The 25,390-nt window shown below is 75.3% G+C and carries 24 protein-coding genes; 12 read left to right on the top strand and 12 right to left on the bottom strand.

Features of this window, described 5'->3' with window-relative positions:
• Positions 1 to 81: 81 nt before the first annotated feature.
• The 4 genes from BLP29_RS18325 to BLP29_RS18310 form a co-directional block, all read right to left on the bottom strand.
• Positions 82 to 552, bottom strand: a complete 471-nt coding sequence (locus BLP29_RS18325; protein ID WP_092807232.1) for a (2Fe-2S)-binding protein — start codon at positions 550 to 552, stop codon at positions 82 to 84.
• Between the two features lie 17 nt (positions 553 to 569).
• Positions 570 to 2,816, bottom strand: a complete 2,247-nt coding sequence (locus BLP29_RS18320; RefSeq protein WP_165839445.1) for a xanthine dehydrogenase family protein molybdopterin-binding subunit — start codon at positions 2,814 to 2,816, stop codon at positions 570 to 572.
• Between the two features lie 408 nt (positions 2,817 to 3,224).
• Positions 3,225 to 4,373 carry a M23 family metallopeptidase gene (locus BLP29_RS18315; protein WP_092807230.1) on the bottom strand — a complete coding sequence of 383 codons (1,149 nt, stop codon included), beginning with the start codon at positions 4,371 to 4,373 and terminating at the stop codon, positions 3,225 to 3,227.
• Positions 4,374 to 4,432: 59 nt separating this feature from the next.
• On the bottom strand, positions 4,433 to 4,915 hold the full coding sequence (locus BLP29_RS18310; protein WP_092807228.1) for an ATP-binding protein: 483 nt from the start codon (positions 4,913 to 4,915) through the stop codon (positions 4,433 to 4,435).
• Between the two features lie 102 nt (positions 4,916 to 5,017).
• On the opposite strand from BLP29_RS18310, the gene BLP29_RS18305 reads away from it, so the two are divergent.
• Positions 5,018 to 6,652 (top strand): GTPase domain-containing protein, encoded by a 1,635-nt coding sequence (locus tag BLP29_RS18305; RefSeq protein WP_165839444.1) that lies wholly within the window; start codon positions 5,018 to 5,020, stop codon positions 6,650 to 6,652.
• Positions 6,645 to 8,195, top strand: a complete 1,551-nt coding sequence (locus BLP29_RS18300) for a GTPase (protein WP_092807506.1) — start codon at positions 6,645 to 6,647, stop codon at positions 8,193 to 8,195. Before BLP29_RS18305 ends, BLP29_RS18300 begins: the two co-directional genes overlap by 8 nt.
• Positions 8,196 to 8,216: 21 nt before the next feature.
• On the opposite strand, the gene BLP29_RS18295 is transcribed toward BLP29_RS18300, so the two are convergent.
• Complete coding sequence (locus BLP29_RS18295) at positions 8,217 to 8,990, bottom strand: isocitrate lyase/PEP mutase family protein (protein ID WP_092807226.1); 774 nt, start codon at positions 8,988 to 8,990, stop codon at positions 8,217 to 8,219.
• A gap of 8 nt (positions 8,991 to 8,998) precedes the next feature.
• Complete coding sequence (locus BLP29_RS18290) at positions 8,999 to 9,391, bottom strand: STAS domain-containing protein (protein ID WP_165839443.1); 393 nt, start codon at positions 9,389 to 9,391, stop codon at positions 8,999 to 9,001.
• A 157-nt stretch (positions 9,392 to 9,548) separates the two neighbouring features.
• Here BLP29_RS18290 and BLP29_RS18285 point away from each other — a divergent pair, with 157 nt between their 5' ends.
• Genes BLP29_RS18285 through BLP29_RS18265 form a run of 5 tightly spaced genes read left to right on the top strand, consistent with a single transcriptional unit; the run spans position 9,549 to position 14,060 of the window.
• Positions 9,549 to 10,190: an ABC transporter permease gene (locus BLP29_RS18285; protein WP_092807224.1), complete on the top strand. Its 642-nt coding sequence runs from the start codon at positions 9,549 to 9,551 to the stop codon at positions 10,188 to 10,190.
• Entirely contained in the window at positions 10,183 to 11,346 is a 1,164-nt protein-coding gene (locus BLP29_RS21860) for an ABC transporter ATP-binding protein (protein WP_092807222.1), read from the top strand. The genes BLP29_RS18285 and BLP29_RS21860 overlap by 8 nt, the downstream gene beginning before the upstream one ends.
• Positions 11,343 to 12,143: an ABC transporter permease gene (locus BLP29_RS18275; protein ID WP_092807220.1), complete on the top strand. Its 801-nt coding sequence runs from the start codon at positions 11,343 to 11,345 to the stop codon at positions 12,141 to 12,143. The genes BLP29_RS21860 and BLP29_RS18275 overlap by 4 nt, the downstream gene beginning before the upstream one ends.
• Positions 12,143 to 13,108: a glycine betaine ABC transporter substrate-binding protein gene (locus BLP29_RS18270; RefSeq protein ID WP_092807218.1), complete on the top strand. Its 966-nt coding sequence runs from the start codon at positions 12,143 to 12,145 to the stop codon at positions 13,106 to 13,108. The genes BLP29_RS18275 and BLP29_RS18270 overlap by 1 nt, the downstream gene beginning before the upstream one ends.
• A 4-nt stretch (positions 13,109 to 13,112) precedes the next feature.
• Positions 13,113 to 14,060, top strand: coding sequence for a hypothetical protein (locus BLP29_RS18265; RefSeq protein WP_092807216.1), 948 nt, complete (start codon positions 13,113 to 13,115; stop codon positions 14,058 to 14,060).
• On the opposite strand, the gene BLP29_RS18260 is transcribed toward BLP29_RS18265, so the two are convergent.
• On the bottom strand, positions 14,053 to 14,694 hold the full coding sequence (locus BLP29_RS18260) for a Clp protease N-terminal domain-containing protein (RefSeq protein ID WP_092807214.1): 642 nt from the start codon (positions 14,692 to 14,694) through the stop codon (positions 14,053 to 14,055). The genes BLP29_RS18265 and BLP29_RS18260 overlap by 8 nt on opposite strands.
• Before the next feature lie 51 nt (positions 14,695 to 14,745).
• Complete coding sequence (arr, locus tag BLP29_RS18255) at positions 14,746 to 15,168, bottom strand: NAD(+)--rifampin ADP-ribosyltransferase (protein WP_092807212.1); 423 nt, start codon at positions 15,166 to 15,168, stop codon at positions 14,746 to 14,748.
• Positions 15,169 to 15,213: 45 nt separating this feature from the next.
• Between arr and BLP29_RS18250 the strand changes: the two genes are divergently transcribed.
• Positions 15,214 to 16,365, top strand: coding sequence for a low temperature requirement protein A (locus BLP29_RS18250; protein WP_207798589.1), 1,152 nt, complete (start codon positions 15,214 to 15,216; stop codon positions 16,363 to 16,365).
• 230 nt (positions 16,366 to 16,595) lie between these two features.
• Here BLP29_RS18250 and BLP29_RS18245 read toward each other — a convergent pair whose 3' ends face one another.
• Complete coding sequence (locus tag BLP29_RS18245) at positions 16,596 to 17,540, bottom strand: nucleoside hydrolase (RefSeq protein WP_092807210.1); 945 nt, start codon at positions 17,538 to 17,540, stop codon at positions 16,596 to 16,598.
• A gap of 32 nt (positions 17,541 to 17,572) precedes the next feature.
• On the opposite strand from BLP29_RS18245, the gene BLP29_RS18240 reads away from it, so the two are divergent.
• Positions 17,573 to 17,908: an ArsR/SmtB family transcription factor gene (locus BLP29_RS18240; protein WP_092807208.1), complete on the top strand. Its 336-nt coding sequence runs from the start codon at positions 17,573 to 17,575 to the stop codon at positions 17,906 to 17,908.
• A 987-nt stretch (positions 17,909 to 18,895) separates the two neighbouring features.
• Complete coding sequence (locus BLP29_RS18235) at positions 18,896 to 20,728, top strand: gamma-glutamyltransferase family protein (protein ID WP_092807206.1); 1,833 nt, start codon at positions 18,896 to 18,898, stop codon at positions 20,726 to 20,728.
• 51 nt (positions 20,729 to 20,779) lie between these two features.
• Here the strand turns inward: BLP29_RS18235 and BLP29_RS18230 are convergent, their stop codons facing one another.
• The 3 genes from BLP29_RS18230 to BLP29_RS18220 all read right to left on the bottom strand — a co-directional run bounded on the left by BLP29_RS18230 (position 20,780) and on the right by BLP29_RS18220 (position 22,291).
• Positions 20,780 to 21,181 carry a rhodanese-like domain-containing protein gene (locus tag BLP29_RS18230; RefSeq protein ID WP_092807204.1) on the bottom strand — a complete coding sequence of 134 codons (402 nt, stop codon included), beginning with the start codon at positions 21,179 to 21,181 and terminating at the stop codon, positions 20,780 to 20,782.
• Complete coding sequence (locus BLP29_RS18225) at positions 21,178 to 21,621, bottom strand: ATP-binding protein (protein WP_092807202.1); 444 nt, start codon at positions 21,619 to 21,621, stop codon at positions 21,178 to 21,180. Before BLP29_RS18225 ends, BLP29_RS18230 begins: the two co-directional genes overlap by 4 nt.
• 121 nt (positions 21,622 to 21,742) lie before the next feature.
• Positions 21,743 to 22,291: a DUF1697 domain-containing protein gene (locus BLP29_RS18220; protein WP_165839442.1), complete on the bottom strand. Its 549-nt coding sequence runs from the start codon at positions 22,289 to 22,291 to the stop codon at positions 21,743 to 21,745.
• A gap of 149 nt (positions 22,292 to 22,440) precedes the next feature.
• On the opposite strand from BLP29_RS18220, the gene BLP29_RS18215 reads away from it, so the two are divergent.
• Both BLP29_RS18215 and BLP29_RS18210 read left to right on the top strand, forming a co-directional pair.
• A complete protein-coding gene (locus tag BLP29_RS18215) occupies positions 22,441 to 23,895 on the top strand; it encodes a reverse transcriptase family protein (RefSeq protein ID WP_092807198.1) in 1,455 nt (484 codons plus the stop codon).
• Between the two features lie 78 nt (positions 23,896 to 23,973).
• Positions 23,974 to 25,368 (top strand): uracil-xanthine permease family protein, encoded by a 1,395-nt coding sequence (locus BLP29_RS18210; protein ID WP_165839441.1) that lies wholly within the window; start codon positions 23,974 to 23,976, stop codon positions 25,366 to 25,368.
• The last annotated feature ends 22 nt before the right edge of the window (positions 25,369 to 25,390 follow it).

Raw genomic sequence — 25,390 nt, 5'->3', positions numbered from 1 at the left:
TGCGTCCACCGGCCTCCGTCCTGGCGCACCGACGCCGGTGAGCCAGGACGGAGTCGGATCAGCTGAGCTGATCACCGCAGCTCACATGCGGGCGGCGGCGGCCTTGATCGCCTCCCGGATGCGGCTGTAGGAGCCGCACCGGCAGACGTTCTCGATCGCGTCGATGTCGGCGTCCGTCGGGTTCGACGTCCGGCGCAGCAGCGCGACCGCGGCCATGATCTGGCCCGGCTGGCAGTACCCGCACTGGGCGACGTCGCGCTCGAGCCAGGCCTCCTGCACGGGGTGCAGCTCGTCCGGGTCGTCGGACCAGGTGCCGGCCAGCCCCTCGATGGTGGTGACCTCGCGGCCGGCCACGTCGGCGGTGGGGGTGACGCACGGGTTGATCGCGGCGCCGTCGAGGTGGCTGGTGCAGGCCTTGCAGACGTCGATCCCGCAGCCGTACTTCGGCCCGGTGACGCCCAGCTTGTCGCGCAGCGCCCACAGCAGCGGCAGATCGGCCGGGGCGTCGACGGTGACGGTCTCGCCGTTGAGCTGGAAGGTGTAGTTCGGCATCGCGGTCGTCTCCTGGCTCAGCGGGGGAAGGGGTCGAAGTCGACCGGGAAGTTGATCGGGAAGCTGCGCGGCTTCGTGCCGGTCGCGCGGGCGTAGGCGTTGGCGACCGCGCCGACGGCCGCGGGGACGCCGAGCTCGCCGGCACCCCCCGGTTCGCCGTCCGAGGGCACCACGAACACCGACGTGCGCAGCGGGCTCTCGGCCTGGCGGGTGTAGTGGAACTGCGAGTAGCTGCCCTCCAGCGGCAGGCCGGCGTCGATGTGCAACCCGGCCCGGAACGTCGTCCCGATGGCGTCGGTGAGCCCGCCGATCAGCTGGGACTCCAGGCCGCGCGGGTTGATCACCCGGCCGACGTCGGCGGCGATGGTGGCCCGGGTGACCCGCGGCGCACGGGGGTCGGTGGCGTCGACCTCGACCAGGCACGCGGTGCACGACTTGTACTCGGCGTGGAAGGCGATGCCCTGGGCCGTGCCGCGCGGCATCGAGCGGCCCCACTGGCCCTCCGTGACCACCTTCTCGAGCACCGCGCGGAACCGGTCGCTCTTGAGGAACTCGCGGCGGAAGGTCACCGGGTCCTTGCCGAGCTTCGCGGCGATCTCGTCGATGAGCACCTCCTCGGCGCCCCGGGTGTTGGCCGAGTAGACCGACCGCCACGAGCCGGTGTGCATCTGCAGCGGCACCTCGTTCAGCAGGTGCGTGGTCGCGCCGAGCTGGTAGGGCGAGTGCACCGTGGTCAGGAAGATCGTCTGGGCGAAGCTCAGGTTCCCGCCGACGGGCAGGCTGGCCGCGACCGCGGTGAGGATCTCGCCGAGTCCGTGCTTGGTGTCGGTCTCGCCGCTGGCCACCCGGTGCTCGAAGGTGAGCACCTGGCCCGCGGCCACGGTCGCCCGGATGCGGTGGAAGCTGGCCGCGCGGGCCCGCCCGTGCCGCATGTCGTCGATCCGCGACCACATCAGCTTCACCGGCTTGCCGGCCGCCTTCGAGATGCGCGCGGCCTCCAGGGCCGCGTCGAAGAACAGCCGGCGACCGAACGAGCCGCCGCCCTGGGTGACGTGCACGGTGACCGCCGACTGGGGCAGGCCGAGCTCGGCGGCGATGGTCTGCTGCGCGACGATCGGCGACTTCAGCCCCGACCAGATCTCGGCCCGGTCGCGCCGGACGTCGGCGATCGCCGAGTTGGTCTCCATCGGCGCGTGGCTGACCATCGCGAAGTCGAACTCGGCGTCGACCGTGGTGGTCAGCAACGGCGGGACGACGAAGGGCAGGGTGGCCGCCCGCAGCTTCTGCTGGATCGTCGCGTTGCTCTCGCCGTCGACGGTGCCCGGGCCCCAGGTGACCTCCAGGGCCTCCTTGCCGGCCAGTGCCTGCCCGAAGGTCTCGGCGAGCACGGCCACGCCGGTCGCCACGGTGACCACGTCGACGACGCCGGGCATCGCCCGCACCGCGGCCTCGTTCTGCACCGACCGCACGGTGCCGTTGATCGTCGGCGGGCGGCGCACCATCGTCGGCAGCGCGCCGGGCACCACGTCGAGGTCGAGCGTGTACTCCATCTGCCCGGTGACCATGCGTCGCGCGTCGACCCGGTTGGTGGGGGTGCCGACCAGGGTGGCGGCCGAGGGGGGCTTGGGCGTGGCCAGCACGACCGACAGGCCGGGGTCGGCGGCTGCGGCGGAGAGCTCGCCGTAGGTCGCGCTGCGCCCGCCGGGGCCGGTGACGACACCGGCGGACACGGAGAGGACGGACGGCGCGGTGCCCCAGCGGGCGGCAGCCGCGGCGAGCAGCCGGGCGCGGGCCTGGGCGGCCGCCGCCCGCACCGGGCCGTAGACGCTGCGGATCGTGTTCGAGCCGCCGGTGAGCTGGTTGAACACGAGTTCGGGCCGGGCGTCGGCGAGGGTGACGTCGACCTGGTCCAGACCGACGTCGAGCTCGTCGGCGATCAGCATGCCCACGGCGGTGGTGATGCCCTGCCCGACCTCGGCGCGGGGCAGGGCCAGACCGACCCGGCCGGTCTCGTCGACGGTGACCACGATGAGGTTCGCGGTCGGGGCGGCCGCCAGGATCAGCGCGTCGCCCAGGTCCAGGATCTCCGCCGGGGCCGGCAGCGACGGCACGGCGGCCTGCGCCGAGGCCGGGGCGAGGCCGTCGGCGCCGATGCGCGCGGCGACGGCCAGGGTGGGTGCGGCCACCAGGAAGGTCAGGAAGCGGCGGCGGCTGTGCTCGCGCGCGGGTTCGGCGATGTCGTGCTCAGGCGTTCCCAGGCTCACAGGTGACTCCTTCGTCAGCTGTCGTCGGTGGCGGAGCGCTGCGCACCGTCGTCGAGCGGGCGCACAGCGTCGACCTGTCCAACGCCCAGGGGTGGTGTGCGTCACGGCCGTTCACGTACAAGTTGCGCCGACCTGGCCGTGAACCGTGATCATCTCCGTCGGTGCGGACGGCTGGCGACGCACGATCCGCTGGTGCGGTAAACGGTCGGACGGCATGCAACGTCCACGGCAACGTCGGGTCGATGACCTCCGCGTGCGCACCCGGCGAGCCACCGCGCCGGCATGCGGCTCATCGCCCCCGATGACGGGCGCAGCGACGCGCCCACCTCGCGGGTGCGCTGGGGTGCGGGTCATCGAGCTGGGAGACCCGCGTGGGAGCGCAGCAGGTGGCTCGGTGCGCGGGGGGCGTCAGCCGCAGGTGCCGACGGAGATGCCGTGCGAGGTCAGCCAGGGCACCGGGTTGCGGCGGTCGGCGTAGAGGCCGCCGTAGTGCGTCTCGACGTGCACGTGCGGACCGGTCGACTGGCCGCGGTTGCCCACGGTGGCGATCTGCTGGCCGGCGGACACGACCTGCCCGGCCCGCACGGTGAACGTGTCGACGTGCCCGTACAGGGAGACGACGCCGTCGGGGTGCTGCACGTACACGGCCTGCCCGAACCCGTTGGCCGGCCCGGCGTCGAGCACCACACCGCCCTCGGGGACGTAGATCGGGGTGCCGATGGGGGCGGCGATGTCGACGCCGTAGTGCGTGGTGCCCCAGCGCGAGCCGTAGCAGGAGGTGACCCGACCGGCGACCAGCGAGCCGTCACCCACCGACGTCACGCTGACCTCGGCCACCGCCTCGGCGGCGGCCGCCTGGGCCGCTGCGGCGGCGTCCTCGACGCCCTGGGCCTCCAGCAGCGCGGTCTGCGCGGCGAGCAGCTGGGCGTCGAGGCCGGCCTTCTGCGCGGCCACGGCGTCGTAGGACTGCTGCGCGGCGGCGACCTGCTGCTGCGCGGCGGTGTCGGCCTCGGCGGCGGCGGAGGCCGCGGTGCTCAGCTCGGCGACCGCCTGCTGGGCCGCGGTGTCGGCCGCCTGCTCCTGGTCGCGCACGAGCTCCACGGCGTCCAAGCGCTGGGCACGGTCCTCGCCGAGCTGCGCCAGGGTGGCGGCCCGCTGCAGCACCTCCTCGGGGCTGCCCGAGTCCAGCAGCACCTGCGCGGTGCCGAACCCCTGCTGGCCCATGAACGCCTCACGGCCCAGGGTGGCGACGTCGGCCTCGGCGGCGACGGTGTCGGCCTGGGCCCGGGCCAGCGCCGCGGCGGTGGTGACCTGCGCGACCTGGGCGGCGAGCAGCTGCTCCTGGGCGGCCCGGTCGGCGTCGGCGGCCGCCTCGGCCAGCACGGTCGAGCGGGCCAGCTCGTCCTCGGCGGCGCGCACGAGGGCGGCGACCCGGTCGACCTCGGCCTGCGCGGCGGTGACCGCGGTGGCGTCGACGGGGGCGGCGTACGCGGGGGACGTCGCTGCGGTGAGAGCCACCACTGCCCCGGCGACGAGGACGGTCAACCGGCGGCGCATCGTCACGACGCTAACCGACCGTGACCCCGGGTGTCACGGACGGGTGACGAAGACCCAGGTCAGGCGAGGCTGCCCCGGGGGGCCGGGGTGGCGTCGGGTGCCGGGACGCCCGAGGCCAGCCGCGCCCACACGTGCTTGCGGTCGTGCGCGATCGCGTAGCCGTGCTCGACCGAGAGCTGCGCGACCATCGGCAGCCCCATGCCGCCGAAGGCGGGGTCGCGGTCGACGGCGGGCACCGGCGGCCGGTCGACGGCCTCGTCGGACAGGCTCAGCACCCAGCCGGACCCCGGGGTGGCCACGATGACCGCCTCGACGGCCCCGCCGCCGTGCCGCAGTGCGTTCGACGCGAGCTCCTCGAAGGCGAGCAGCAGGCCCTCACGGGCGTCCTCGGTGGACGACGACGCCAGGGAGGGGTGGGCGAGCCGGGCGCGGAGGTCCATGCGCACGCGGGAGGCGTCGTGCACGCTGGGCAGCTGCCAGCGCCAGACGTCACCGGGGATGTCGGGGACCGGCGCGTGGGGCCACGAGGAGTCGGCGTGCACGGGGTGGCGTCCTCTTCTCGTGCGTCGGCGGGGCGCGGTCGGACCCATCCTGACCGACGCGGTCCGGACGCGCAGCGGGAGCAACCGGGGGAGACTTCCCCGGTGACCCTCCCCGAGGAGCTCGACCGGCTCCGCGACCGCGTCGACGCCCTGCCCTGGCGGCTCGCGACGCCGGGTCGTGACGGAGCGGTCAGGGCCGTGCGCTCGGTCGTCGACCAGGTCGAGGACTACCTGCTGCCCCGGCTGCGCGACCTCGACGCCCCGCTGCTGGCCGTGGTGGGCGGCTCGACCGGCGCCGGCAAGTCGACGCTGGTCAACAGCCTGCTCGGCGAGCAGGTGAGCACGGCCGGCGTGCTGCGCCCGACCACCCGCACCCCCGTGCTGGTGTGCGCCCCCGCCGACCGCGGCACCTTCGCCGACGGCCGGGTGCTGCCGGTGCAGGTGACGGTGACCCCGGCCCTGCCGCCCGGTCTCGCCCTGGTCGACGCCCCCGACGTCGACAGCGTGGTGGAGAGCAACCGCGACCTGGCCGGGCAGCTGCTGGCCGCGGCCGACCTGTGGGTGTTCGTCACCACGGCCGCCCGCTACGCCGACGCCGTCCCGTGGGACCTGCTGCGCACCGCCGCCGACCGGGGGACGGCGTTGGCCGTCGTCCTGGACCGGGTGCCGCCGGAGGCGGCGGAGGAGATCGCCGCCGACCTGACCGGGATGCTGGCCCGCGCCGGGCTGGGCGCCGCGCGGCTGTGGGTGGTGCCTGAGGTGCCGCTGCGCGACGGCCTCCTGCCCGAGGAGCAGGTGGCCCCGCTGCGCGGTTGGCTGCACGGGCTGGCCGCGGACGCCGGTGCCCGGGCGGAGGTGGTGCGGCAGACCCTGGCGGGCGCACTGGCCAGCCTCGACGAGCGCATCGCCGGCATCGCCGCGGCCGGGGACGAGCAGGTCGCGGCCGCCGCGGCGCTGCGGACCGCCGCGGACGCCGCCACCGCACGGGCGGCTGCCTCGGTCGACGAGGGCGTGCGCAGCGGCACCCTGCTGCGCGGTGAGGTGCTGGCCCGCTGGCAGGAGTTCGTGGGCACCGGTGAGTGGATGCGCTCGCTGCAGGCCGGCATCGGGCGGCTGCGCGACCGGGTCACCGCCGCGGTCACCGGCCGCACCACCCCGGCCGAGGACCTCGCCGGGGCCCTCGAGAGCGGCGTCGAGCACCTGCTGCGCTCGGCCGCCGAGACCGCGGCCGAGGAGACCGTCACCGCCTGGCGGGCCCTGCCCGGCGGTGCGGCGCTGGTGGCCGGCCGGGAGCGCGAGCTGGCCACCGTGGGCCCCGGGTTCACCGAGGCCGCGGGCCGCACGGTGCGCGACTGGCAGGGCGCGGTGCTCGAGCTGGTGCGCGGCGAGGGCGCGGGCAAGCGCACCCGGGCCCGCGTGCTGTCGTGGGGGGTCAACGGCGCCGGCGCCGTGGTGATGGTCGCGGTGTTCGCGCAGACCGCGGGTCTGTCGGGTGCCGAGGTCGCGGTCGCCGGCGGCACGACGGTCGTGGGGCAGCGGGTGCTGGAGGCCGTGTTCGGCGACTCGGCCGTGCGCCAGCTCGCCGACCGGGCGCGCCGCGACCTCGACGAGCGCACCGAGGCCCTGCTCGCCGCCGAGCGGGCCCGGTTCACCGAGCTGCTCGCCGGCACCGCCTCCACCGAGGACGTCGCCGCCGTGCGTGCGGCGGCCGAGGCGACGGCCCGGGCACGTGGCTGACCTGACCACCCGGCTGGCCGGGTTGCGGGAGGCCGTCGAGCTGGCCGAGGGGCGGCTGGCCGTCCCCGAGGTGGGCCGGGCGCGCACGCTGCTGGCCAAGGCCGGTGCCCGCCAGGCCCTGGGCGAGGCCACGGTGGTGGCGCTGGCCGGGGCGACCGGCAGCGGCAAGTCCACCCTGTTCAACGCGCTGTCCGGTGCCCACGTGAGCACCCCGGGCGTGCGCCGCCCGACCACCGGCGTGGCCCACGCGACCGTCTGGGGGCCGCCGCAGGACGCCCTGCTCGACTGGCTCGAGGTGCCCCGCCGGCACCGGCACGACGCCGACCCCGCCCTGGACGGCCTGGTGCTGCTGGACCTCCCCGACCACGACAGCGTGCGGCTCGAGCACCGGCTGGAGGTCGACCGGCTGGTCGAGCTGGTCGACGTCCTGGTGTGGGTGCTCGACCCCGAGAAGTACGCCGACGCCGCCGTCCACGACCGCTACCTGCGGCCGCTGGCCGGGCACGCCGGCACGCTCCTGGTGGTGCTCAACCAGGCCGACCGGCTGCCCGCGGCCGACCTCGAGGCCTGCCGCGCCGACCTGCGCGGGCTGCTGGACGCCGAGGGCCTGGCCGACGCCGCCCTGCTCACCGTCAGCGGCCGCACCGGAGCCGGCCTGCCCGAGCTGCTGGCCGGGCTCGCCGACCGGGTGGCTGCGCGGCGGGCGGCCACCGAGCGGCTGACCGCCGACGTCCGCGGGGCGGCCCGGGCGCTGCAGGTGCACTGCGGCACCACGTCGGAGGTGCGGGCCGACGAGCGGGGGTTGACCCGGGCGCTGGCGGCCGCGGCCGGGGTGCCGGCGGTGGTGTCGGCGGTCGAGCGCTCGACGGTCAAGGCGGGCACGGCGGCGACCGGCTGGCCCGTGGTGCGGTGGGCAGGCAAGCTGCGCCCCGACCCGCTGCGCCGGCTGCACCTGGGCGATGCGGCGGCCCGCAGCTCGCTGCCCACCCCCGGGTCGGTGCAGCAGGCCGCGGTGGCCACGGCGGTGCGGCGGGTCCGCGACGACGCCGGCGAGGGTCTGCCCCTGGCGTGGTCGGACGACCTGCGGCGCACCGTCGAGGTGCACACCGACCGCCTGGCCGACCGCCTCGACCAGGCCGTGACCGGAACCGACCTCGGGTCCGAGCGCACCCCGCTGTGGCAGCGCGGTGTCGGGGCCCTGCAGTGGGTGGTCACCGCGGCGGCGCTGGTCGGCGCGCTCTGGCTGCTCCTGCTGGTCGTGCTGGGCTGGCTGCAGTTGGCCGACGTGGTGCCGCTGCCCCGGGTCGAGGGGCTCCCGCTGCCCACGGTGCTGCTGGTGGGCGGTCTGCTGGCCGGGCTGCTGCTGGCCGTGCTGGCCCGCCCGCTGGTCGGGGTCCGGGCACGGCGCCGGGCGAGGCGGGCCGGCCGCAGGCTGGAGCGGGCGGTCTCCGAGGTCGGGCGGGCCGAGGTGCTGGACCCCCTGCGTGAGACGGCCGACGACCACGCGAAGTTCTGCGCCGCCCTGGCCCGCGCCGCCGGCTGACCGGCCGGCGGCGCGGGGGAGTCAGTTCAGCGGGCGGACGCCGTCGGGCAGGTTGCCGCCGCGGATGGCCGAGACCGCGAAGTCGGCGAACGCGGTCAGCGCCAGGCGCTGGGTCCACGGGCCGAACGAGACCCGGGCGACGCCGAGCTGCTGCAGCCGTTCCTGGGGCAGCGAGCCGGGCACGTTGATGACCGAGACGCGGCGCTCGCCGATGCCCTCGACCAGCTGCACCACGGTGGGCTCGTCGAGCTTGCCGGGCACGAACACGCAGGTGGCACCGGCCTCGAGGAAGGCCTTGCCGCGCTCGACCGCGTCGGCGACGACGTCGGCCCGCGGGCGGTCGCCGGCCTTGACGAAGGCGTCGGTGCGGGCGTTGAGCACGAACGGCACGCCCTCGGCCTCGCCCGCGGCCACCACGGCCTCGACGGCGGCCACGGCCTGCGCCAGCGGCTTCATCTGGTCCTCGAGGTTCGCGCCCACGACGCCGACCCCGATGGCCTTGCGGGTGGTCTCACCCGGGTCGCCGTAGCCGGCCTCGAGGTCGGCCGACACCGGCTGCGCGACGGCGGCGGCGATGCGGCCCACGGCCTCGATCATCGTGTCGACCGGGATCTGCTCGCCGTCGGCGTAGCCGTAGGAGGCGGCGATCGAGTGGCTGGCGGTGGCCAGCGCCTTCGTGCCGGCCAGGTCGGCCACGACGGTCGCGCTGATGACGTCCCAGACGTTGACGACGGTCAGCAGCTCGGGGTCGGTGTGCAGGCGGGCAAGGGTCTCGGCCTTCTCGCGGTTGCTCATGGAGCCAGTCAATCCGACGGCGGCACGGCGGGCGCGGTGGGATCGGCCGGTGGCACGGACCCCGGCGGCATGCCCGAGACGTCCAGCCGCAGCAGCAGGCCGGTCATCTCCAGCGGGCCGGTGACGATGCGGCTGGTGGCGATCACCCGCACGTGCTTGCCCTCGGCCTCGGGGTGCTGGCTGAGCCACACCAGCGCGGTCACCCCGGCCGAGCCGAAGAAGACGACCTCCGACAGGTCGACGACCAGCCGGTGCGGGGCCCGGCGCAGCGTCTCCAGCAGCTCGCGCTGCAGCTGCGGGCCGTGCGCGGCGTCGAGCGTGCCGGCCACGTGGGCCACCAGTTCGCCGTCCCCGCCCTCGGCGGTCGACAGCGCGAAGCCCCCGTCCCGGTGTTCTCCCACGACATGGTCCTTGAGCCGCCGCGGCGCCCGGCAAACCTGGTCCGTGACCACATCGTGACCCGCTCCACCGTGCGACGGGTGGGGCTGCTGTGACACGGTCGACGTCCAATATTCGGATCGGGTGGTTCCCGGTACGTCGTCCGGGAGGTCAGCGACCGTGTGGCAGTACCTCGTGGACCGGCGCGAGCTCATCGCGTTCCAGGCCTACCAGCACGTCAGCCTGGTGGTGCAGTGCGTGGCCCTGGCCACCGTCCTCGCCGTCGGGCTGGCCGTGCTCGCCTACCGCAGCCCGCGCATCACGGGCCTGGCCAACGGCATCTCGGCCATCGGGTTGACCATCCCCTCGTTCGCGCTGCTCGGCCTGCTGCTGGCCCCGTTCGGCTTCGGCATCACCCCGGCGGTCGTCGCGGTGGTCTTCTACGCCGCGCTGCCCGTGCTGCGCAACGCCGTCGTCGGGCTGGCGGGGGTCGACCAGTCGCTGGTCGAGAGCGCCCGGGGGATCGGCATGAGCCGCTGGGCCACCCTCCGGCGGGTCGAGCTGCCGCTGGCCTGGCCGGTGATCCTGGCCGGCGTCCGGGTCTCGACCCAGATGGTCATGGGCATCGCCGCCGTCGCCGCCTACGTGCTGGGCCCCGGCCTCGGCAGCCTCATCTTCTCCGGGCTCTCCCGGCTGGGCGGCGCCAACGCGCTGAACGCCACGCTCGTCGGGACCATCGCGATGGTCCTGCTGGCCCTCGTCCTCGACGTGGTGCTCGTGCTGGTCGGCCGCCTGACCACCTCGAAGGGCATCCGTGTCTGAGACCACCGTCCAGGACCAGCGCACCGTCAGCGGGGTCGCCATCCGGCTCGAGGGCGTCACCAAGCGGTACCCGGGCCAGCAGAAGCCGGCCGTCGACGCCGTCGACCTCGAGATCGCGGCCGGCGAGACGGTCATGTTCGTCGGCCCCTCGGGCTGCGGGAAGACCACGCTGCTGAAGATGCTCAACCGGCTCATCGAGCCCAGTGGCGGCAAGATCTTCCTGGGCGACGAGGACGTGACCGGCCAGGACCCGGACAGGCTGCGCCGCCGCATCGGCTACGTCATCCAGGCCGGCGGCCTCTTCCCGCACATGACCGTCGGCACGAACATCGGGATCGTGCCCGGCATGCTCGGCTGGGACAAGAAGAAGATCGCCGAGCGCACCGACGAGCTGCTCGACCTGGTCGGCCTGGACCCCGAGGTCTACCGCGACCGCTACCCCAAGGAGCTCTCCGGCGGCCAGCAGCAGCGCGTCGGCGTGGCCCGCGCGCTGGCCGCCGACCCGCCGGTGCTGCTCATGGACGAGCCCTTCGGGGCGGTCGACCCGATCACCCGCCAGCGGCTGCAGGACGAGCTGCTGCGCATCCAGGAGGAGCTGGGCAAGACGATCGTCTTCGTCACCCACGACTTCGACGAGGCCGTGAAGCTCGGCGACAAGATCGTGGTGTTCGACGTCGGCGCCCGGGTGGTGCAGTACGACACCCCCGAGGCGATCCTGGCCGAGCCGGCCGAGGACTACGTCGCCGACTTCGTGGGCGCCGGCGCCACGCTCAAGCAGCTCACCCTCACCCGGGTCGCCGACACCGAGCTGCACACCCCGATCACCGCCCAGGTGGGCGAGGACAGCGCCGCCGTCGTCGCCCGGGCCACCGAGGCCGGTGAGCAGTACGTCGTGGTCACCGACGGCCGCGGCCGCCCGGTCAGCTGGCCCTCGGTCGCCGAGCTCTCCCGGACGACGTCGGTGCCCGGCACCCGCGACGACCGGCTGCCGGTGGTGGGCCTGCGCTCCACGCTGAACGACGCCCTCGACACCATGCTGGCCGCCAGCCAGGGCGGCGTCGTCGTCACGGGACGCCGCGACTCGGTGGCCGGCGTGCTGGTGGTGGAGCAGGTCATGGCCGCGATCCAGGCCACCCGCGGGGAGACCCGCGGATGACCAGCGCGACGGACCCGGCGGTCGACCCGGCCGTCGACGCGCAGGCCGACGTCGAGCCCGGCGGGCGGCGGGACGGCTTCTCCTGGCGCGGCCTGCTGCTGCAGCCGGTGCTGGTGCTGGTGGCCCTCGGCGCGTTCGCCGTGTGGCGGGCCACCGCCGACCTCACCGACGCCGAGGCCCGCCCGCTGGCCTGGAGCGCACTGCTGGGCAGCATCGTGGACCACCTCGAGCTCGTCGCCGTCTCGGCGGTGGTCGTCCTGGTCATCGGCATCCCGTTGGGCGTGCTGCTGACCCGCGGGCCCTTCCGCCGGGCCACCCCGCTGGTGCTGGGCATCGCCAACACCGGCCAGGCCGCGCCGGCGATCGGGCTCTTCGTGCTGCTGGCCACCTGGCTGGGCTTCGGCTTCCGGTCGGCGGTGGTCGCGCTGGTGCTCTACTCGGTGCTGCCGGTGCTGCGGAACACGATGGTCGGCCTCCAGGGCGTCGACGCCCGGCTGGTGGAGGCCGGCCGCGGCATGGGCATGAGCGCGCTGGCCGTGCTGCTGCGCGTGGAGCTGCCGCTGGCGGTGCCGGTGATGCTCTCCGGCGTCCGCACCGCCCTCGTCCTGCTCGTCGGGACGGCGACCCTGGCCACCTTCATCGACGGCGGCGGCCTGGGCCTGCTCATCACCACCGGCATCAACCTCAACCTCGACGCGCTGCTCTACAGCGGCGCCCTGCTGGTCGCGCTCCTCGCGCTGGCCGTCGACTGGGTCGGCCGGGTCGTGGAGACCGTCGCCCGCCCGAAGGGACTCTGATGCGCCGCGCCGCGACCGCCCTGCTCGCCGTCCCCCTGCTGCTGGCCGGGTGCGGGCTGCAGGCGGCCAACCAGTACACCCCCGAGGCCTCGCCCGGTTCGATCCAGCCGGTGGACGGGGCCGAGGGCGTCGAGCTGGTGGTGGGCAGCAAGAACTTCACCGAGCAGCTGATCCTGGGCAAGATCGCCGTGATCGCGCTGCAGACGGCCGGGTTCGACGTGCTCGACCGCACCAACATCCCGGGTTCGGTGCCGGTGCGCACGGGGGCCACGTCGGGCGAGATCGACATGAACTGGGAGTACACGGGCACCGCCTGGCTGACCTACCTCAGCGAGCCCGAGGGCATCCCCGACCGCACCGAGCAGTACGAGTCCGTGCGCGAGGCCGACCTGGCCAACGACCTCACGTGGCTGCCGCCGGCGGAGATGAACAACACCTACGCGTTCGCGATCCGCAGCGAGGCCGCCGCCGAGCTGGGCGTCGCCTCGCTGAGCGACATCGCGAACCTGCCGGTCGAGGAGCGCACGTTCTGCGTCGAGGCCGAGTTCGCCAGCCGCAACGACGGCTTCGTGCCGATGCTCGAGGCCTACGACCTGCCGCTGGGCAGCCCGGACGGCGTCCCGCGCGACAACGTGTCGACGCTGGACACCGGCGCGGTCTACACGGCCACCGACCAGGGCTCGTGCAACTTCGGCGAGGTGTTCACGACCGACGGCCGCATCGAGTCCCTCGACCTCACGGTGCTGGAGGACGACCGGCAGTTCTTCCCCGCCTACAACGTGGCGCCGGTGCTCTACACGCCGACGCTGGAGGCGCACCCCGAGCTGGCCGACGTCTTCGCCGAGATCACCCCGCTCATCACCGACGACGTGATGATCGAGCTGAACCGCCGGGTCGACGTCGACGGCGAGGAGCCGGTCGACGTGGCACTGGACTGGATGCGCAGCGAGGGTCTGGTCTCCTAGAGGGGTGCCGAGCTTCGACGACGTCGCCGACCAGCTGTACGCGGTGCTGCCGGCGGAGTTCATCGCGGCCCGCACCGACGCCGTCGCCGCGGCCAAGGGCACCGACAAGGGGCTGGCCCGCCGGATCGGCGAGCTGGGCAAGCCCACGCTGGCCGGCTGGGTGGTGAACCTGCTGGTGCGGGAGGCCGGTGACCAGGTCACCGAGCTGGTCGAGCTGGGCGACCTGCTCCGCCGAGCGCAGGACGACCTCGACCCCGATCAGCTGCGCGCCCTGGACAAGCAGCGTCGCCAGGTGGTGCGGGCGCTGGCCCGGGAGGCCGGCAAGCTCGCCCGCCGCGCCGGGCACGCGGTCAGCGACCAGGTGCTGGTGCAGGTGGAGGAGACGCTCAAGGCCGCCGTCGCCGACCCGGCCGCCGCGGAGGTGGTGCTGGCCGGCCGGCTGACGGGGGCGCTGACCTACAACGGGCTGGGGACGCCGGAGGCCACGTCGACCACCGGGCGTCCGCCCCGCCGTCCGGCCGCCGCGGCACCCGCCGAGCCGCCCCCGCCGCCGGTGGACCTCGACGCGGCCCGCGCCGCCAAGGCCGACCGGGCCGCCCGCCGGGAGGCGGAGGAGAAGCTGCGGGCCGCCCGCACCACGCTGCGCACCGCCCGCACGGCCGTGGACGACGCCGCCGGCGAGCTGGACGAGGCCACCGCGGCCGCCCGCGAAGCCGCGCAGGCCGCAGCCGCCGCGGGCAAGGCCCGGGACGACGCGCGCGCCCGGGTCGCCGAGCTCGAGGAGGCGCTGGCCCAGGCGCGCGAGCGGGCCGACCAGGCGGACGAGGACGCGACCACCGCCGAGCACGACGCCGAGCAGGCCGACGCCGACCGGGCCGCCGCGGAGGAGGACCTGCAGCGCGCCGAGGCCGACCGCGACCGCGCCCAGCAGGTGGTCGACGAGCTCAGCTGAGCGCGGCTGCCAGCCGGGCGCGGTCCAGGCCCAGCCCGGTGAGCACGCCGTCGGCCGGTTCGCCGACGAGGACGGCGAGCAGCAGGTGCCCGGGGGTGATGGTCGCGTCGTCGGTCCGGGCGGCCCGCTCCAAGGCGGCCTTGGTGGGGGAGTCGAACGGGATCAGCGCGGGCGGCTCACCGGTGCCGGTGCCGCACCGCGCCCGGGCCAGCTCCTGGGCCTGGGCGGGGTCCACGTCGAGGGCGCGCAGCTGCTCGCGCACGCCGTCGTCGTCCAGGAGCGCCACGAGCAGGTGGTCGGTGCCGATCTCGCCGGCCCGCGCGCCGCGGGCGGTCTCCTGAGCGCCGATGACCGCCCGCCGGGCGGGTTCGCTGAAGCGCTCGAAGGGGTTGCTGCCCTCCTTGGGCACGAACCGCTTCTGCGCGGCCTGCTTGGTCACGCCCATCCCCGCACCGATCTGGGTCCAGGACAGACCGGCCCGGCGGGCCTCGTCGACGAAGTGGCCCACGAGGTGGTCGGCCACCTCGCCGAGGCGCTCGCCGATGGCGACCGCGCCGCCCAGCCGGTCGAGGGGGTCGGGGTGCATCTGCTCGACGGTCTCGATGAGGTGGTCCAGGCGCACGGGGGAGGTCATGCCGTCAACCGTAGGTTGACGAAGCCTCATTCGTCAACCATGGGTTGACGGTCAGTTGTCGATCTCGGCGTGTTCCACGTGGAGCAACGCGGTCAACCGGTCGCGCCAGCCCTGCAGCGCCTCCGGGGTGAGCCGGGTCCAGCCGTCGACCTCGCGGACCACCCGCAACGGGTCGGTGCTGCGGTAGGAGCGGGTGGGGTTGCCCGGGAACTTCTTGTCGGTGACGTTGGGGTCGTCCTCGAACGCACCGGTCGGCTCGACCTCGTACACGTGCGGGGCGGCCGGGCCCGACGTCAGCTCCACGGCCACCTCGGCAGCCAGCCCGGCGCCGTCCACCAGTGCGGTGAAGTAGACGTGGTTCATCGTGATCTCGGGCCGGTAGTTCGACGGCCGTCCCGCGGTGAGCAGGTCGCCCGGCCGCAGGTCCGCGGCGGTGCCGTGGAAGAAGGGTCCGGTCTCGTCGGCGGCGGCCATGCCGACATGCTCCCGTCCGGGCCCGGCGTGCGGTAGACCGTCGTCGTGCTGCTGACCCCGATGCGACCGCGCGACCCCCACGAACCGGGACGGACCGCCAGCTCGCTGGAGCTCTTCTTCGACCTGGTGTTCGTGGTCGCGGTGAGCATCGCCGCCGTCGACCTGCACCACGAGCTGACCGAGGGTCATGTGCTGGCCGGGGTCGGTCACTACCTGATGGTGTTCTTCGCCGTCTGGTGGGCGTGGATGAACTTCACCTGGTTCGCCACGAGCTTCGCCACCGACGACTGGCTGTACCGGGTGCTCACCATCGTGCAGATGGCCGGGGTGCTGGTGCTGGCCGCCGGCATCGACGCCGTGTTCGCCGGCGACCCGATCACCGTCGTCGTGGTCGGCTACGTGGTCATGCGGGTGGCGATGGTCGCCCAGTGGTTGCGCGCCGCCCGCGCCTCGCCCGAGCACCGTCGCACCTGCCTGACCTACGCCGGCGGCATCGCCGGGCTCCAGGTGCTCTGGGTGGCCCTGCTCGCCCTCGACGGCACGGCGGCCGTCGTCGGCTACCTGGTGCTGGTCGCCGGGGAGCTCGCCGTCCCGGTGGTCGCCGAGCGGCAGGGGACGACGCCCTGGCACCCGCACCACCTCACCGAGCGGTTCGGGCTGTTCACCCTGATCCTGCTCGGTGAGAGCCTGCTGGCCAGCGCGAACGCGGTCATCGAGGCGCTGCACGACGACGAGGCCCTGGCCCCGCTGATCAGCACCGCCGTCCTCGCCCTCGTGGTCACCGCGGGACTCTGGTGGGTCTACTTCTGGCCCCCGCACCACCACGCCATCGGAACCCTGCGGCAGTCGCTGAGCTACGGCTACGTGCACTACGCGGTCTTCGCCGCCGCCGGGGCCTTCTCCGCGGGTGTGGAGGTCGAGATCGACAGCCAGACCGGGGGCTCGCAGCTCTCGGAGGTCGCTGCCTCGTTCACCGTCACCGTGCCGATCGCGGTGTTCCTGCTCGGCACCTGGTGGATCGCGGTGCGCCCGGTGGCCGACGGGCTGGTGAACGCGGTCGTCCCGGCCGGCGCGGTGCTGGTGCTGGCCGACCCGCTGCTGCCGGTCCCGGTGTCGCTGAGCGCTGCGGTGGTCGTCGCGGTCGTCGTCGTCCTGGTGGTCAGGCCGCCGGTCGGCCCGACCCCCGCGGGGCACTGAGCGGGGGCTGCTCGAAGAGCAGGTCGGCGAGCACGGCGACCTGCCGGGCCAGCTCGCGACGTCGGTCCTCCAGGCGCTGGACCTCGTCGCGCAGCCGTTCCTGCAGTGTCCGGTGCGACGCAGGCGCCGAGCTGGTGCTGAGGCCGTGGCGGTCGGTCGACTCCCGGCTCGCCGAGCCGGCCGGCCTGCAGGTCGCCCTGTTCCAGGAGACCGCGGTGCGGGACTGGGCCTCAGGTCCCGTAGGAGCTGAGGCGCTCGACCAGGAACTCGACCGCGGCGGCGCTGTCGACGGACTCGGCGACCTCGACCCCGTGCCCGGCCACCGCGCGGCGGTCGACCAGCGTCTGGCCGCGGCCGGCACCCAGCGTGGTGTCGACGACGACGTCCCGCCGGGTGGTGGTCAGCGTGCCGGGCACGATCGCCTCGGTCAGCGCGAGCGCGTCGTGCACCACCACGCCGTCGATGCCGTAGCGGTCGCGGGCGGAGTCGACGTACTGCCGCAGGATGCCGGCGGCGGTCTTTCCGACCCGCCCGCCGGTGTCGCGGAAGCGCTCGATGCCGGCCTCGGTCAGCACGGTGGGCATGGTGACGTCGAGCCCCACCATCGTCACCGCGAGACCGGAGCGCAGCACCGCCTGCGCGGCCTCGGGGTCGGCCCACGCGTTGAACTCGGCCGCGGCGGTGACGTTGCCGCCGCGGGTGGCCGAGCCGCCCATCCACACGACCCGGCCGATGCGGGCCGCCGCCTCCGGGAACACGTGCAGCAGCAACGCGATGTTGGTCAGCGGCCCGATCGGCGCGACGGTGACGGTGCCCGGCTCGTGGGCCATGAGCAGGTCGGCCAGGGCGACCACCGCGGGCCGCGGGTCCACCGTCGCGGGCGAGGCCGGCAGCTCCACGCCGCCCAGCCCGGCGGCGCCGTGCACGTGCCCGGCACGCTCGGGCAGCGGGTGCACCAGCGGGCCGGCGGCACCGGCGGCCACCGGGACGTCGGGGCGCCCGGCCAGGTGCAGCACCCGCAGTGCGTTCTGCGTGGTCTGCGCCAGCTCGACGTTGCCGTGCACCGTGGTGACCAGCTGCAGGTCCACCTCCGGGCTGGCCAGGGCGAGCAGGATCGCCAGGGCGTCGTCGATGCCGGGGTCGGTGTCGATGACCAGAGGGGTGCGTGCCGTCACGTCGGAGAGCCTGCCGCACTAGGATCCGGGCCATGCACCAGGGCATCGACGACTTCGCGATGCCCGACCCTGCCCAGGTGCGGGAAGCCACCGACCTGCTGCGCATGCTCAGCGACCCCACCCGGTTCTCGGTGCTGTGGGCGCTGGCGCAGGGCGAGAGCAACGTGGCGTGCCTGGCCGAGCTGGCCGGCACCTCGGCCACCGCGGTGAGCCAGCACCTCTCCAAGCTGCGGCTGGCCGGGCTCGTGCAGGGCCGCCGCGAGGGCACGTTCGTCTACTACACGGTCGCCGAGGGTCCGCTGGGTGCGCTGCTGGTGCAGGCGCTGCGCGCGGTGGGTGCCGACCCCGCCGTCGCGCACCACCGCTGACCCCCTCCGTCACACGCGACACGCCCGCCCCACCCGACGCGTCCTGGGGTCACCGGCTGGCGTTCACAGTCCGACCTGCGAAAACACCGATTCGGGTCGACATGTGAACCGCCGGACGGGCTGGTCACCGGCCCGCGGCGCGGCCCGCGCAACGGTTCGGTCACGCGCCGTCGGTGACGTGTCGCGGACGACCGTTCCCGTGCGCCCCACGAGCCACTCTTCTCCCTGACCGCAGTCCCTTCCCCGGCTGCGGCTCACGCTTCGAGCAGGAGAGGAGAACCCCATGTCCGAGACGCTGCAGTACCCGGTCATCCGGCCCAGCAGCGCTGCTCGGCTGCGGGCAGCGGCAGACCACGACGCCCGGCAGCGGGCGGTCGCGCTGACCAGCTTGTCGTCGGCCGAGCGGGTCGCCCGGGCACGGGCCGCGGTGGAGGGCCAGCAGACGTTCACCGTCGCCCGGCTGGTCCCGGCCCACCCGCGCCGGCCCCGGCGGTCGCCGGTGCTGACCCTGACCCGGCTCATCACCTGGGTCCGCGCCGCTCTGCACCGCCTGGCCTCCTGGGGTGCCGGGCCCGACGGCGAGAACCTCGCCTGGGGCCGGCCGGCCGCCGCGGCCCTGGCGGCCGCAGCGGCGCAGGCCGAGCTCGACCTGCGGCACCGCGCCCCGGACGACGACGACCCGGTGCCGATGCGCGAGCTGCCCAGCACGCCCACGGCCTCGCCCGCGTCCCGGCACCGCGCCCCCGACGACGACCCCGCACCGATGCGGGAGCTCCCCGGGCCGACGTCGCCCCGGCCCGCCAGCTCGACCCGCGCGTTCCCGGCAGGGGCGCCGCTGCGCCGGGTGACCGCTCCCGCGCCGGTCCCGGCGTCCCGTCCTGCAGTCAGGACGCGACGTCGTGCGGTGGTGCGGGGAGTCGCCTGGACCTCGTGCACCTCGGGGTCGGGCAGCCTGCGACCCAGTGGTGGGGCTCGTAGGTTGGACCGGTGTTCACGACCCGTCCCGAACTCGCCGGCACCTTCGGCATGGTCGCCTCGACGCACTGGCTCGCCAGCTCAGCCGGCATGGCGACGCTCGAGGCCGGCGGGAACGCGTTCGACGCCGCTGTCGCTGCCGGCTTCGTCCTCCACGTCGTCGAGCCGCACCTCAACGGCCCGGGTGGCGAGGTCCCGATCGTGTTCGCCCGCGGCGGGGCCGGTGGGTTCGCGGGCCGGGCCGCCGTGCTCTCGGGCCAGGGGATCTCCCCGGCCGCAGCCACCATCGAAGCGTTCGAGGCACTCGGTCTCGAGCTGGTCCCCGGTACGGGCCTGCTCGCGGCCACCGTCCCCGGTGCTGTCGGTGCCTGGCTGACCCTCCTCCGCGACCACGGCAGCCTGCCGCTGGACGCCGTCCTCCGCTTCGCGGTCGAGTACGCCGAGTCCGGCCACCCGCTCTCCCCACGGGTGGCAGCGACCGTCGCCTCGGTCTCCGAGCACTTCTCCACCCACTGGCCGACCTCGGCCGCCACCTGGCTCGCCGCCGACGGAGCTCCTCCGGCAGCGGGCCGCCTGTTCCGCAACACAGCTCTCGCCTCCACGTACCGCCGGCTGCTCGACGCAGCGCGCGGACCCTCCCGGGAGGCAGGCATCGATGCGGCGCTCGCGGCCTGGTACTCCGGATTCGTCGCCGATGCGATCGACGTGTTCTCCCGGCGCCCCGTGCGTGACGACTCCGGTCGCGACCATGCGGGCTTCCTCACCGGGCACGATCTGGCCAGCTGGCAGCCGACGTACGAGCCCCCGGTCACGACCGACTGGCGAGGGTGGGACGTCTCGAAGGCCGGGCCGTGGTCCCAGGGACCGGCGATGCTGCAGACGCTGGCGATGCTGGACGGTGTGCCCGCACTGGCACCGGGCGAGGGAGCAGGGCAGCAGGCGCCATCGGCCGAGGTCGTCCACGCCACCGTCGAGGCGGTCAAGTTGGCCATGGGCGACCGCGAGGCCTGGTACGGGGACGTGCCCGACGTCCCGCTCGATCACCTGCTCGACCCGCAGTACACCGCTGAGAGGCGGGCGCTCGTCGGTGACACCGCAAGCCTGACCTTGCGGCCCGGGTCACCCGACGGGCGCCCGCCCCGGCTCCCCCGGCACGTGACGGACCCGTCCGGCAGCTTCGCCGTCGGGGCCGGCGTCGGCGAACCCACCGTCCAGCGCACCGGTGAGCAGATCACCGAGCGCGACGGCACCACCCGCGGCGACACCTGCCACGTCGACGTCGTCGACCGCTGGGGCAACGTCGTCTCGGCCACCCCCTCGGGCGGGTGGCTGCAGAGCTCTCCGACCATCCCCGAGCTGGGCTTCGCGCTCGGCACCCGGGCGCAGATGTTCTGGCTCGACCGCGGCCTGCCCAACTCCCTGGCCCCGGGCAAACGGCCGCGCACCACGCTCACCCCGACCCTGGCGCAGGACCGCAGCACCGGCCGCTGGCTGGCCTTCGGCACCCCGGGCGGTGACCAGCAGGAGCAGTGGCAGCTGTGCTTCTGGCTCGCGCACACCGTGCGCGGGCTCGACCTGCAGGCCGCGATCGACGCCCCGGCCTGGCACACCACGAGCTTCCCGTCGTCGTTCTACCCCCGCGAGACCGTGCCCGGCGAGGTGGTCGTGGAGTCGCGGGTGGGCGAGCAGGTGATCGCCGACCTGCGCCGCCGCGGGCACACCGTGGTGGTGGCCGACGCCTGGTCGCTCGGCCGGCTGTCGGCGGTGAGCGCCGACCCGAGCACCGGCCTGCTGACGGCGGCTGCCAACCCCCGCGGCATGCAGGGCTACGCCGTCGGCCGCTGAGGTCCGGCGCCGGCCCCCGCGCCGGGCCCGGCGACGGCGTCCGCGACGGGGTCAGCGGCGGACGTCGGCCGGGCCGCGGTCGACCGGGAACCCGGCATCGCGCCAGGCGGCGAACCCGCCCACCAGGTCGGTGGCCCGGTGCAGGCCCACCGCGCGCAGGCTCGCGGCGGCCAGCGACGAGCTGTAGCCCTCGTGGCAGACGACGACCACCTCGACGTCCCAGCCGGTGGCCTCGGGGATGCGGTGGCTGCCGGTGGGGTCCAGCCGCCACTCGAGCACCGTGCGGTCGATGACCAGGGCGCCCGGGATCTCGCCCTGCTCGGCGCGCTGGGTCTCGGTGCGGGTGTCGACGACCAATGCACCCCGGCCCAGCGCCGCGGCGGTCTGCGCCGGGTCGAGCCGGACGACGCCCTCGCGCGCGCGGGCCAGCACCGCGTCGACGCCCTCGGTCACCGGGGGAGCAGGGCCCAGACGCTCTTGGCGCGGCCGTGGGTGTGCCAGCCGTGCGCGGTGGCCATCTCGGCGATGAGGTGCAGCCCGAGCCCGCCCTGGCTGGGGTCGCGGTCGACCGCCGGGGTGGGCGGGGAGACCGGCGCCTCGTCGCAGACCTCCACCAGCCAGGAGGCGCCGTGCGGCGCCACCCGCGCCACCACGCCGCCGCCGCCGTGCCGCAGGGCGTTCGACGCCATCTCGTCGAAGGCCAGCACGAGCTGGTCGTCGAGGTCGGTGGACTCGGGGGTGGGGTCCTCGCTGCGGCCCTCGGCCAGGTGCCGGCGCAGCTGCGCGCGCACCCGGGGGAGCTGCGACACGTGGTCCAGGCTCCAGGTCAGGCCCTGCTCGGCGGCCGGCGGGGGAGCCGACGGCCACACGGGGCTCGTCGGTTCGCGGTTCACGCGGACCCTCCTCGTGGTCGACCCGGCCGTCGGTCTGCAGCGCGGGTGGGCCTGGACCCGCGCCATTCGACCACGTGCGGGGCGGGGCGGGGCCCCGGGGTCCCCGGGGCGGGTGCCTCGGTCACGGCGTCCCGGCCAGCTCGGCGACCCGGCCGACCGTCGTCCAGTTGCGGCCGGTGCCGGCCGTGCCGAGCAGGCGGTCCCACCGCCAGCCGCCGACCGGAGTGCCGATCACGCCGTCGGGCAGCCAGAGGTGCAGGTCGCGGCCGACGAGAGCCCACGCGCCGTCCCCGGGGCCGGCGACCGGGACGGCGGCGGCCGCCGCCGGCGCGGGCACCGCGGTGAGGAAGGTGACCAGGTAGCGCTTCGGGGCCAGCTCGGTGCCCGCGGGCAGGGCGACCGGCCCGCCCGCCACGACGTCGGCCAGCTCCGCCCCGGTGCGCACGACGACGTCGACGTCGTGCCCGAACTCCTCCCGGACGCAGGCGTGCACGTCGGCGGCCAGGGCGGCCTCGTCGAGGTCGGTGTCGAGCACGACGTTGCCGCTCTGCAGGTGGGTGACGACGGCACCGTGGCCCCGGGCGGTCAGCGCCTCGCGCAGCGGGCCCATCGCGATGCGCTTGGCGCGGCCCACGTTGATCCCGCGGAGCAGGACGACGGCACGGGTCACGTCCGGCACCGTAGCGCTCCGGAAGGGGGTTCTGGGAGGGTGTCGGGCATGCGGTGGTGGGCGGTCGAGGGTGCCGCTCCGCAGGTCGGCGCGGCAGCTCCGGGGATGCCCCGGGGACCGCACGCAGCCTCCACCACCACGCCTCCGGCGTGTCGGTGCGCTCCGCGCACGCGTACGCCGGGACGACGGGTCAGGTCGACCCCCACCACCGCACCCCGCTGTTCCACGTGAAGCAGCCCCCCGAGCAGCGCACCGCGCGGGCGCTGGCCACTGCCTTACTGGCCGACGGACCCTGGACCGTCGAGGGCCTCACCGCCCGGGGCCGCCGCGCCCTGGATCCCGCGCCCGACTGGCTGCCCGCCCTGGCCGCGGCCACGGTGGCCGCCTGGCGGGAGCCGCCCCGCGACGCCCCGGGCGAGTTCGCCCGCTACCTCAGCGCCGCCCGGGAGCACCCGCCCGCCGAGCCGCCCGGGTACGACGACGAGGAGGACCTGCCGCCGCCGGTCCCCGAGCCCCGGGTGCGCGAGTGGCTGCCGACGGCCACCCGCATGGGCCGCGCCCGGTGGCCGGTGCACCCGCTGCACGACCTGTCCGACGTCGCCGAGCTGCTGGCCACCGACCTCGACCAGCTGCGCTGGTACGCCGACCCCCTCGACCGGCAGCGCACCGAACCCGCCGGCCACCTCCAGCTGTACCGCCGGCACTGGCTGGCCCGGCCCGGCCGGGTGCCCCGGCTGGTGGAGGTGCCCACCCCGCGGCTGCGCCGGGTGCAGCGGGTGCTGCTCGACGCGGTGCTCGCCCCGGTGCCGCCGCACCCGGCAGCGCACGGCTTCGTGGCCGGCCGCTCGGCGCTGACCGGCGCCCGGCAGCACGTGGGCGCCGAGCAGCTGCTGACCATGGACCTGGCCGCCTTCTTCGCGACGGTCCGCTCCGGCCGGGTGTTCGCGACCCTGCGCAGCGCCGGCTACCCCGAGCCGGTGGCCGCGCTGATCACCGGCCTGTGCACCACCCGGGCCACCCGCGACGACCTGGCCACCATGCCGGCCGGCGGCACCCCCGGGGCCCGCGACCACGTGCGCGCCGCGCTCGCCCTCCCGCACCTGCCGCAGGGGGCGCCCACCTCGCCGCAGCTGGCCAACCTCGCCGCCCACCGGCTCGACCGTCGACTGGCCGGGTTGGCCGCGTCGGCCGGCGCGGTCTACACCCGCTACGCCGACGACCTCACGTTCTCCGGCCGGCGCGGCACGGCCGGGCTGCGGCACCGGGTCGCGGCCGTGGTCGCCGAGGAGGGCTTCACCGTGCAGCCCACGAAGACCCGCGTGCGCGGGCGCGGTGCCCGGCAGACGGTGACCGGCGTCGTCGTCAACGACCGGACGTCCCTGCCCCGGGCCGAGCTCGACGCCCTGCGCGCCCGGCTGACCAACGCCGTCCGGCGCGGGCCCTCGGCGGCCGACCTCGCCGCGTTCGACGGCGACCGGCACGCCCTGCGCCGGCACCTGGCCGGTCGGGTCGCCTGGGTGGCCCAGGTGCACCCCGCCCGCGGCGGGCGCCTGGCGGGCCTGCTGGCCGCGGTCGACTGGAGCGGACCCGACACGGATCTGTGACCCGGCTGTGACCGGGACGGTGCAGTCTCGCCCCACGGCGGGACGGCGGGTCCCGCACGAGGCAGGGGGATGCGCGACATGGCGACGACGAAGCCCGCGAAGGTGCGGCGGGACCCCAGCGACCCCGATGCGATGCCGCCGTGGGGCGTGGCCGTGCCGCTGGGCCTGCAGCACGTGCTGGCGATGTTCACCTCGAACCTGACCCCGGCGATCCTGCTGGCCGGCGTCATCGGCGCCACCACCGGCGAGGCCGTGCTGCTGGTCCAGGCCGCGCTGCTCTGCGCCGGGCTGGCCACGCTGCTGCAGACCATCGGGATCGGCCCGGTGGGCAGTCGACTGCCGCTGATGATGGGGTCGGGGTTCGCGTTCATCGCGGTCGCCGTCCCGCTGGCCGCCGAGCGCGGGCTGCCCGCGGTGCTCGGCGGCGTCCTGGTCACCGCGCTGGTGCAGGTGGCGATCGGCCTGGGCATCCACAAGATCGCGTTCCTGTTCCCGCCCGTGGTGACCGGCACGATCATCCTGGTCATCGGCCTGGGCCTGCTGCCCAGCGGCATCAACCTGGCCGCCGGCGGGGTGGGCCGTGAGGGCTTCGGCTCGTGGACCAACTTCGGCGTCGCCGGGCTCGTGCTCGTGCTCACCGTGGTGCTCAACCAGTTCGCCCGCGGGCTGGCCAAGGCCGCCTCGGTGCTCATCGCGGTGGTCGTCGGCTACGTCGTGGCCATCCCGCTCGGCCTGCTCGACCTCTCCGGCGCGGCCGACCGGCCGGTGGTCGCCTTCCCGTCACCCTTCGAGTTCGGGGTCTCCTTCGAGGTCGTCGCCATCGCCTCGATGGCCATCGTCGGCGTGGTCAACATGGTCGACTCGGTGGGCACCGTGCACGCGGTCACCGAGGGCGGGGCCGGCCGGCCGGCCACCCGCCGCGAGCTGCGCGGCGGGATCCTCGCCGAGGGCGGGTCGGCCGTGCTGGGCGGGGTGTTCGGCGCCCTGCCGACGACGATGTTCAGCCAGAACATCGGCCTGGTCGCGCTCACCAAGCAGATGAGCCGGCACGTGGTGACCATCGGCGCCGTCGTCCTCGTGGCCCTCTCACTCCTGCCCCAGCTGGCCGCGGTGCTCGCCGCCGTCCCGCCCGCGGTGCTCGGCGGTGGCGTGCTCGTGCTGTTCGGCATGGTCTGCGCGATCGGCATCGAGCTGCTCAGCAAGAACGGTCTGGACACCCGGTCGCTGCTCATCGTGGCGCTGTCGATCGCGCTGGGCCGGGGCATCGCCTCGGCGCCCGACGCCATCGCGGGCATCGCCGGGGAGTGGGGCGCGCTGTTCAGCTCGGGCATCGTCGTCTCGGCGCTGGTGGCCATCGTGCTCAACCTGGTGCTGCCCGGCCGCCCGGTGCCCGCGCCGGAGATCCCCTCGCCGGCCGAGCCGTTCGTCGAGGCCGCGGTCGAGACCCGCGAGGAGCAGCGCCGCACGGAGTGACCCGCCCGGCCCGGTCCGGTCC

Source organism: Klenkia marina, assembly GCF_900101025.1.
GTDB lineage: Bacteria > Actinomycetota > Actinomycetes > Mycobacteriales > Geodermatophilaceae > Klenkia > Klenkia marina.
The sequence above is the reverse complement of the archived record's forward strand: the minus strand, read 5'-3'. Positions and strand labels throughout refer to the sequence as shown.

Excerpts from the sequence above, each read along its gene's own strand:
- BLP29_RS18325 (WP_092807232.1), bottom strand. The coding sequence starts at position 552 with ATGCCGAACTACACCTTCCAGCTCAACGGCGAGACCGTCACCGTCGAC.
- BLP29_RS18315 (WP_092807230.1), bottom strand. The coding sequence starts at position 4,373 with ATGCGCCGCCGGTTGACCGTCCTCGTCGCCGGGGCAGTGGTGGCTCTC.
- BLP29_RS18295 (WP_092807226.1), bottom strand. The coding sequence starts at position 8,990 with ATGAGCAACCGCGAGAAGGCCGAGACCCTTGCCCGCCTGCACACCGAC.
- BLP29_RS18275 (WP_092807220.1), top strand. The coding sequence starts at position 11,343 with ATGACCAGCGCGACGGACCCGGCGGTCGACCCGGCCGTCGACGCGCAG.
- BLP29_RS18270 (WP_092807218.1), top strand. The coding sequence starts at position 12,143 with ATGCGCCGCGCCGCGACCGCCCTGCTCGCCGTCCCCCTGCTGCTGGCC.
- BLP29_RS18260 (WP_092807214.1), bottom strand. The coding sequence starts at position 14,694 with ATGACCTCCCCCGTGCGCCTGGACCACCTCATCGAGACCGTCGAGCAG.
- arr (WP_092807212.1), bottom strand. The coding sequence starts at position 15,168 with ATGGCCGCCGCCGACGAGACCGGACCCTTCTTCCACGGCACCGCCGCG.
- BLP29_RS18240 (WP_092807208.1), top strand. The coding sequence starts at position 17,573 with ATGCACCAGGGCATCGACGACTTCGCGATGCCCGACCCTGCCCAGGTG.
- BLP29_RS18210 (WP_165839441.1), top strand. The coding sequence starts at position 23,974 with ATGGCGACGACGAAGCCCGCGAAGGTGCGGCGGGACCCCAGCGACCCC.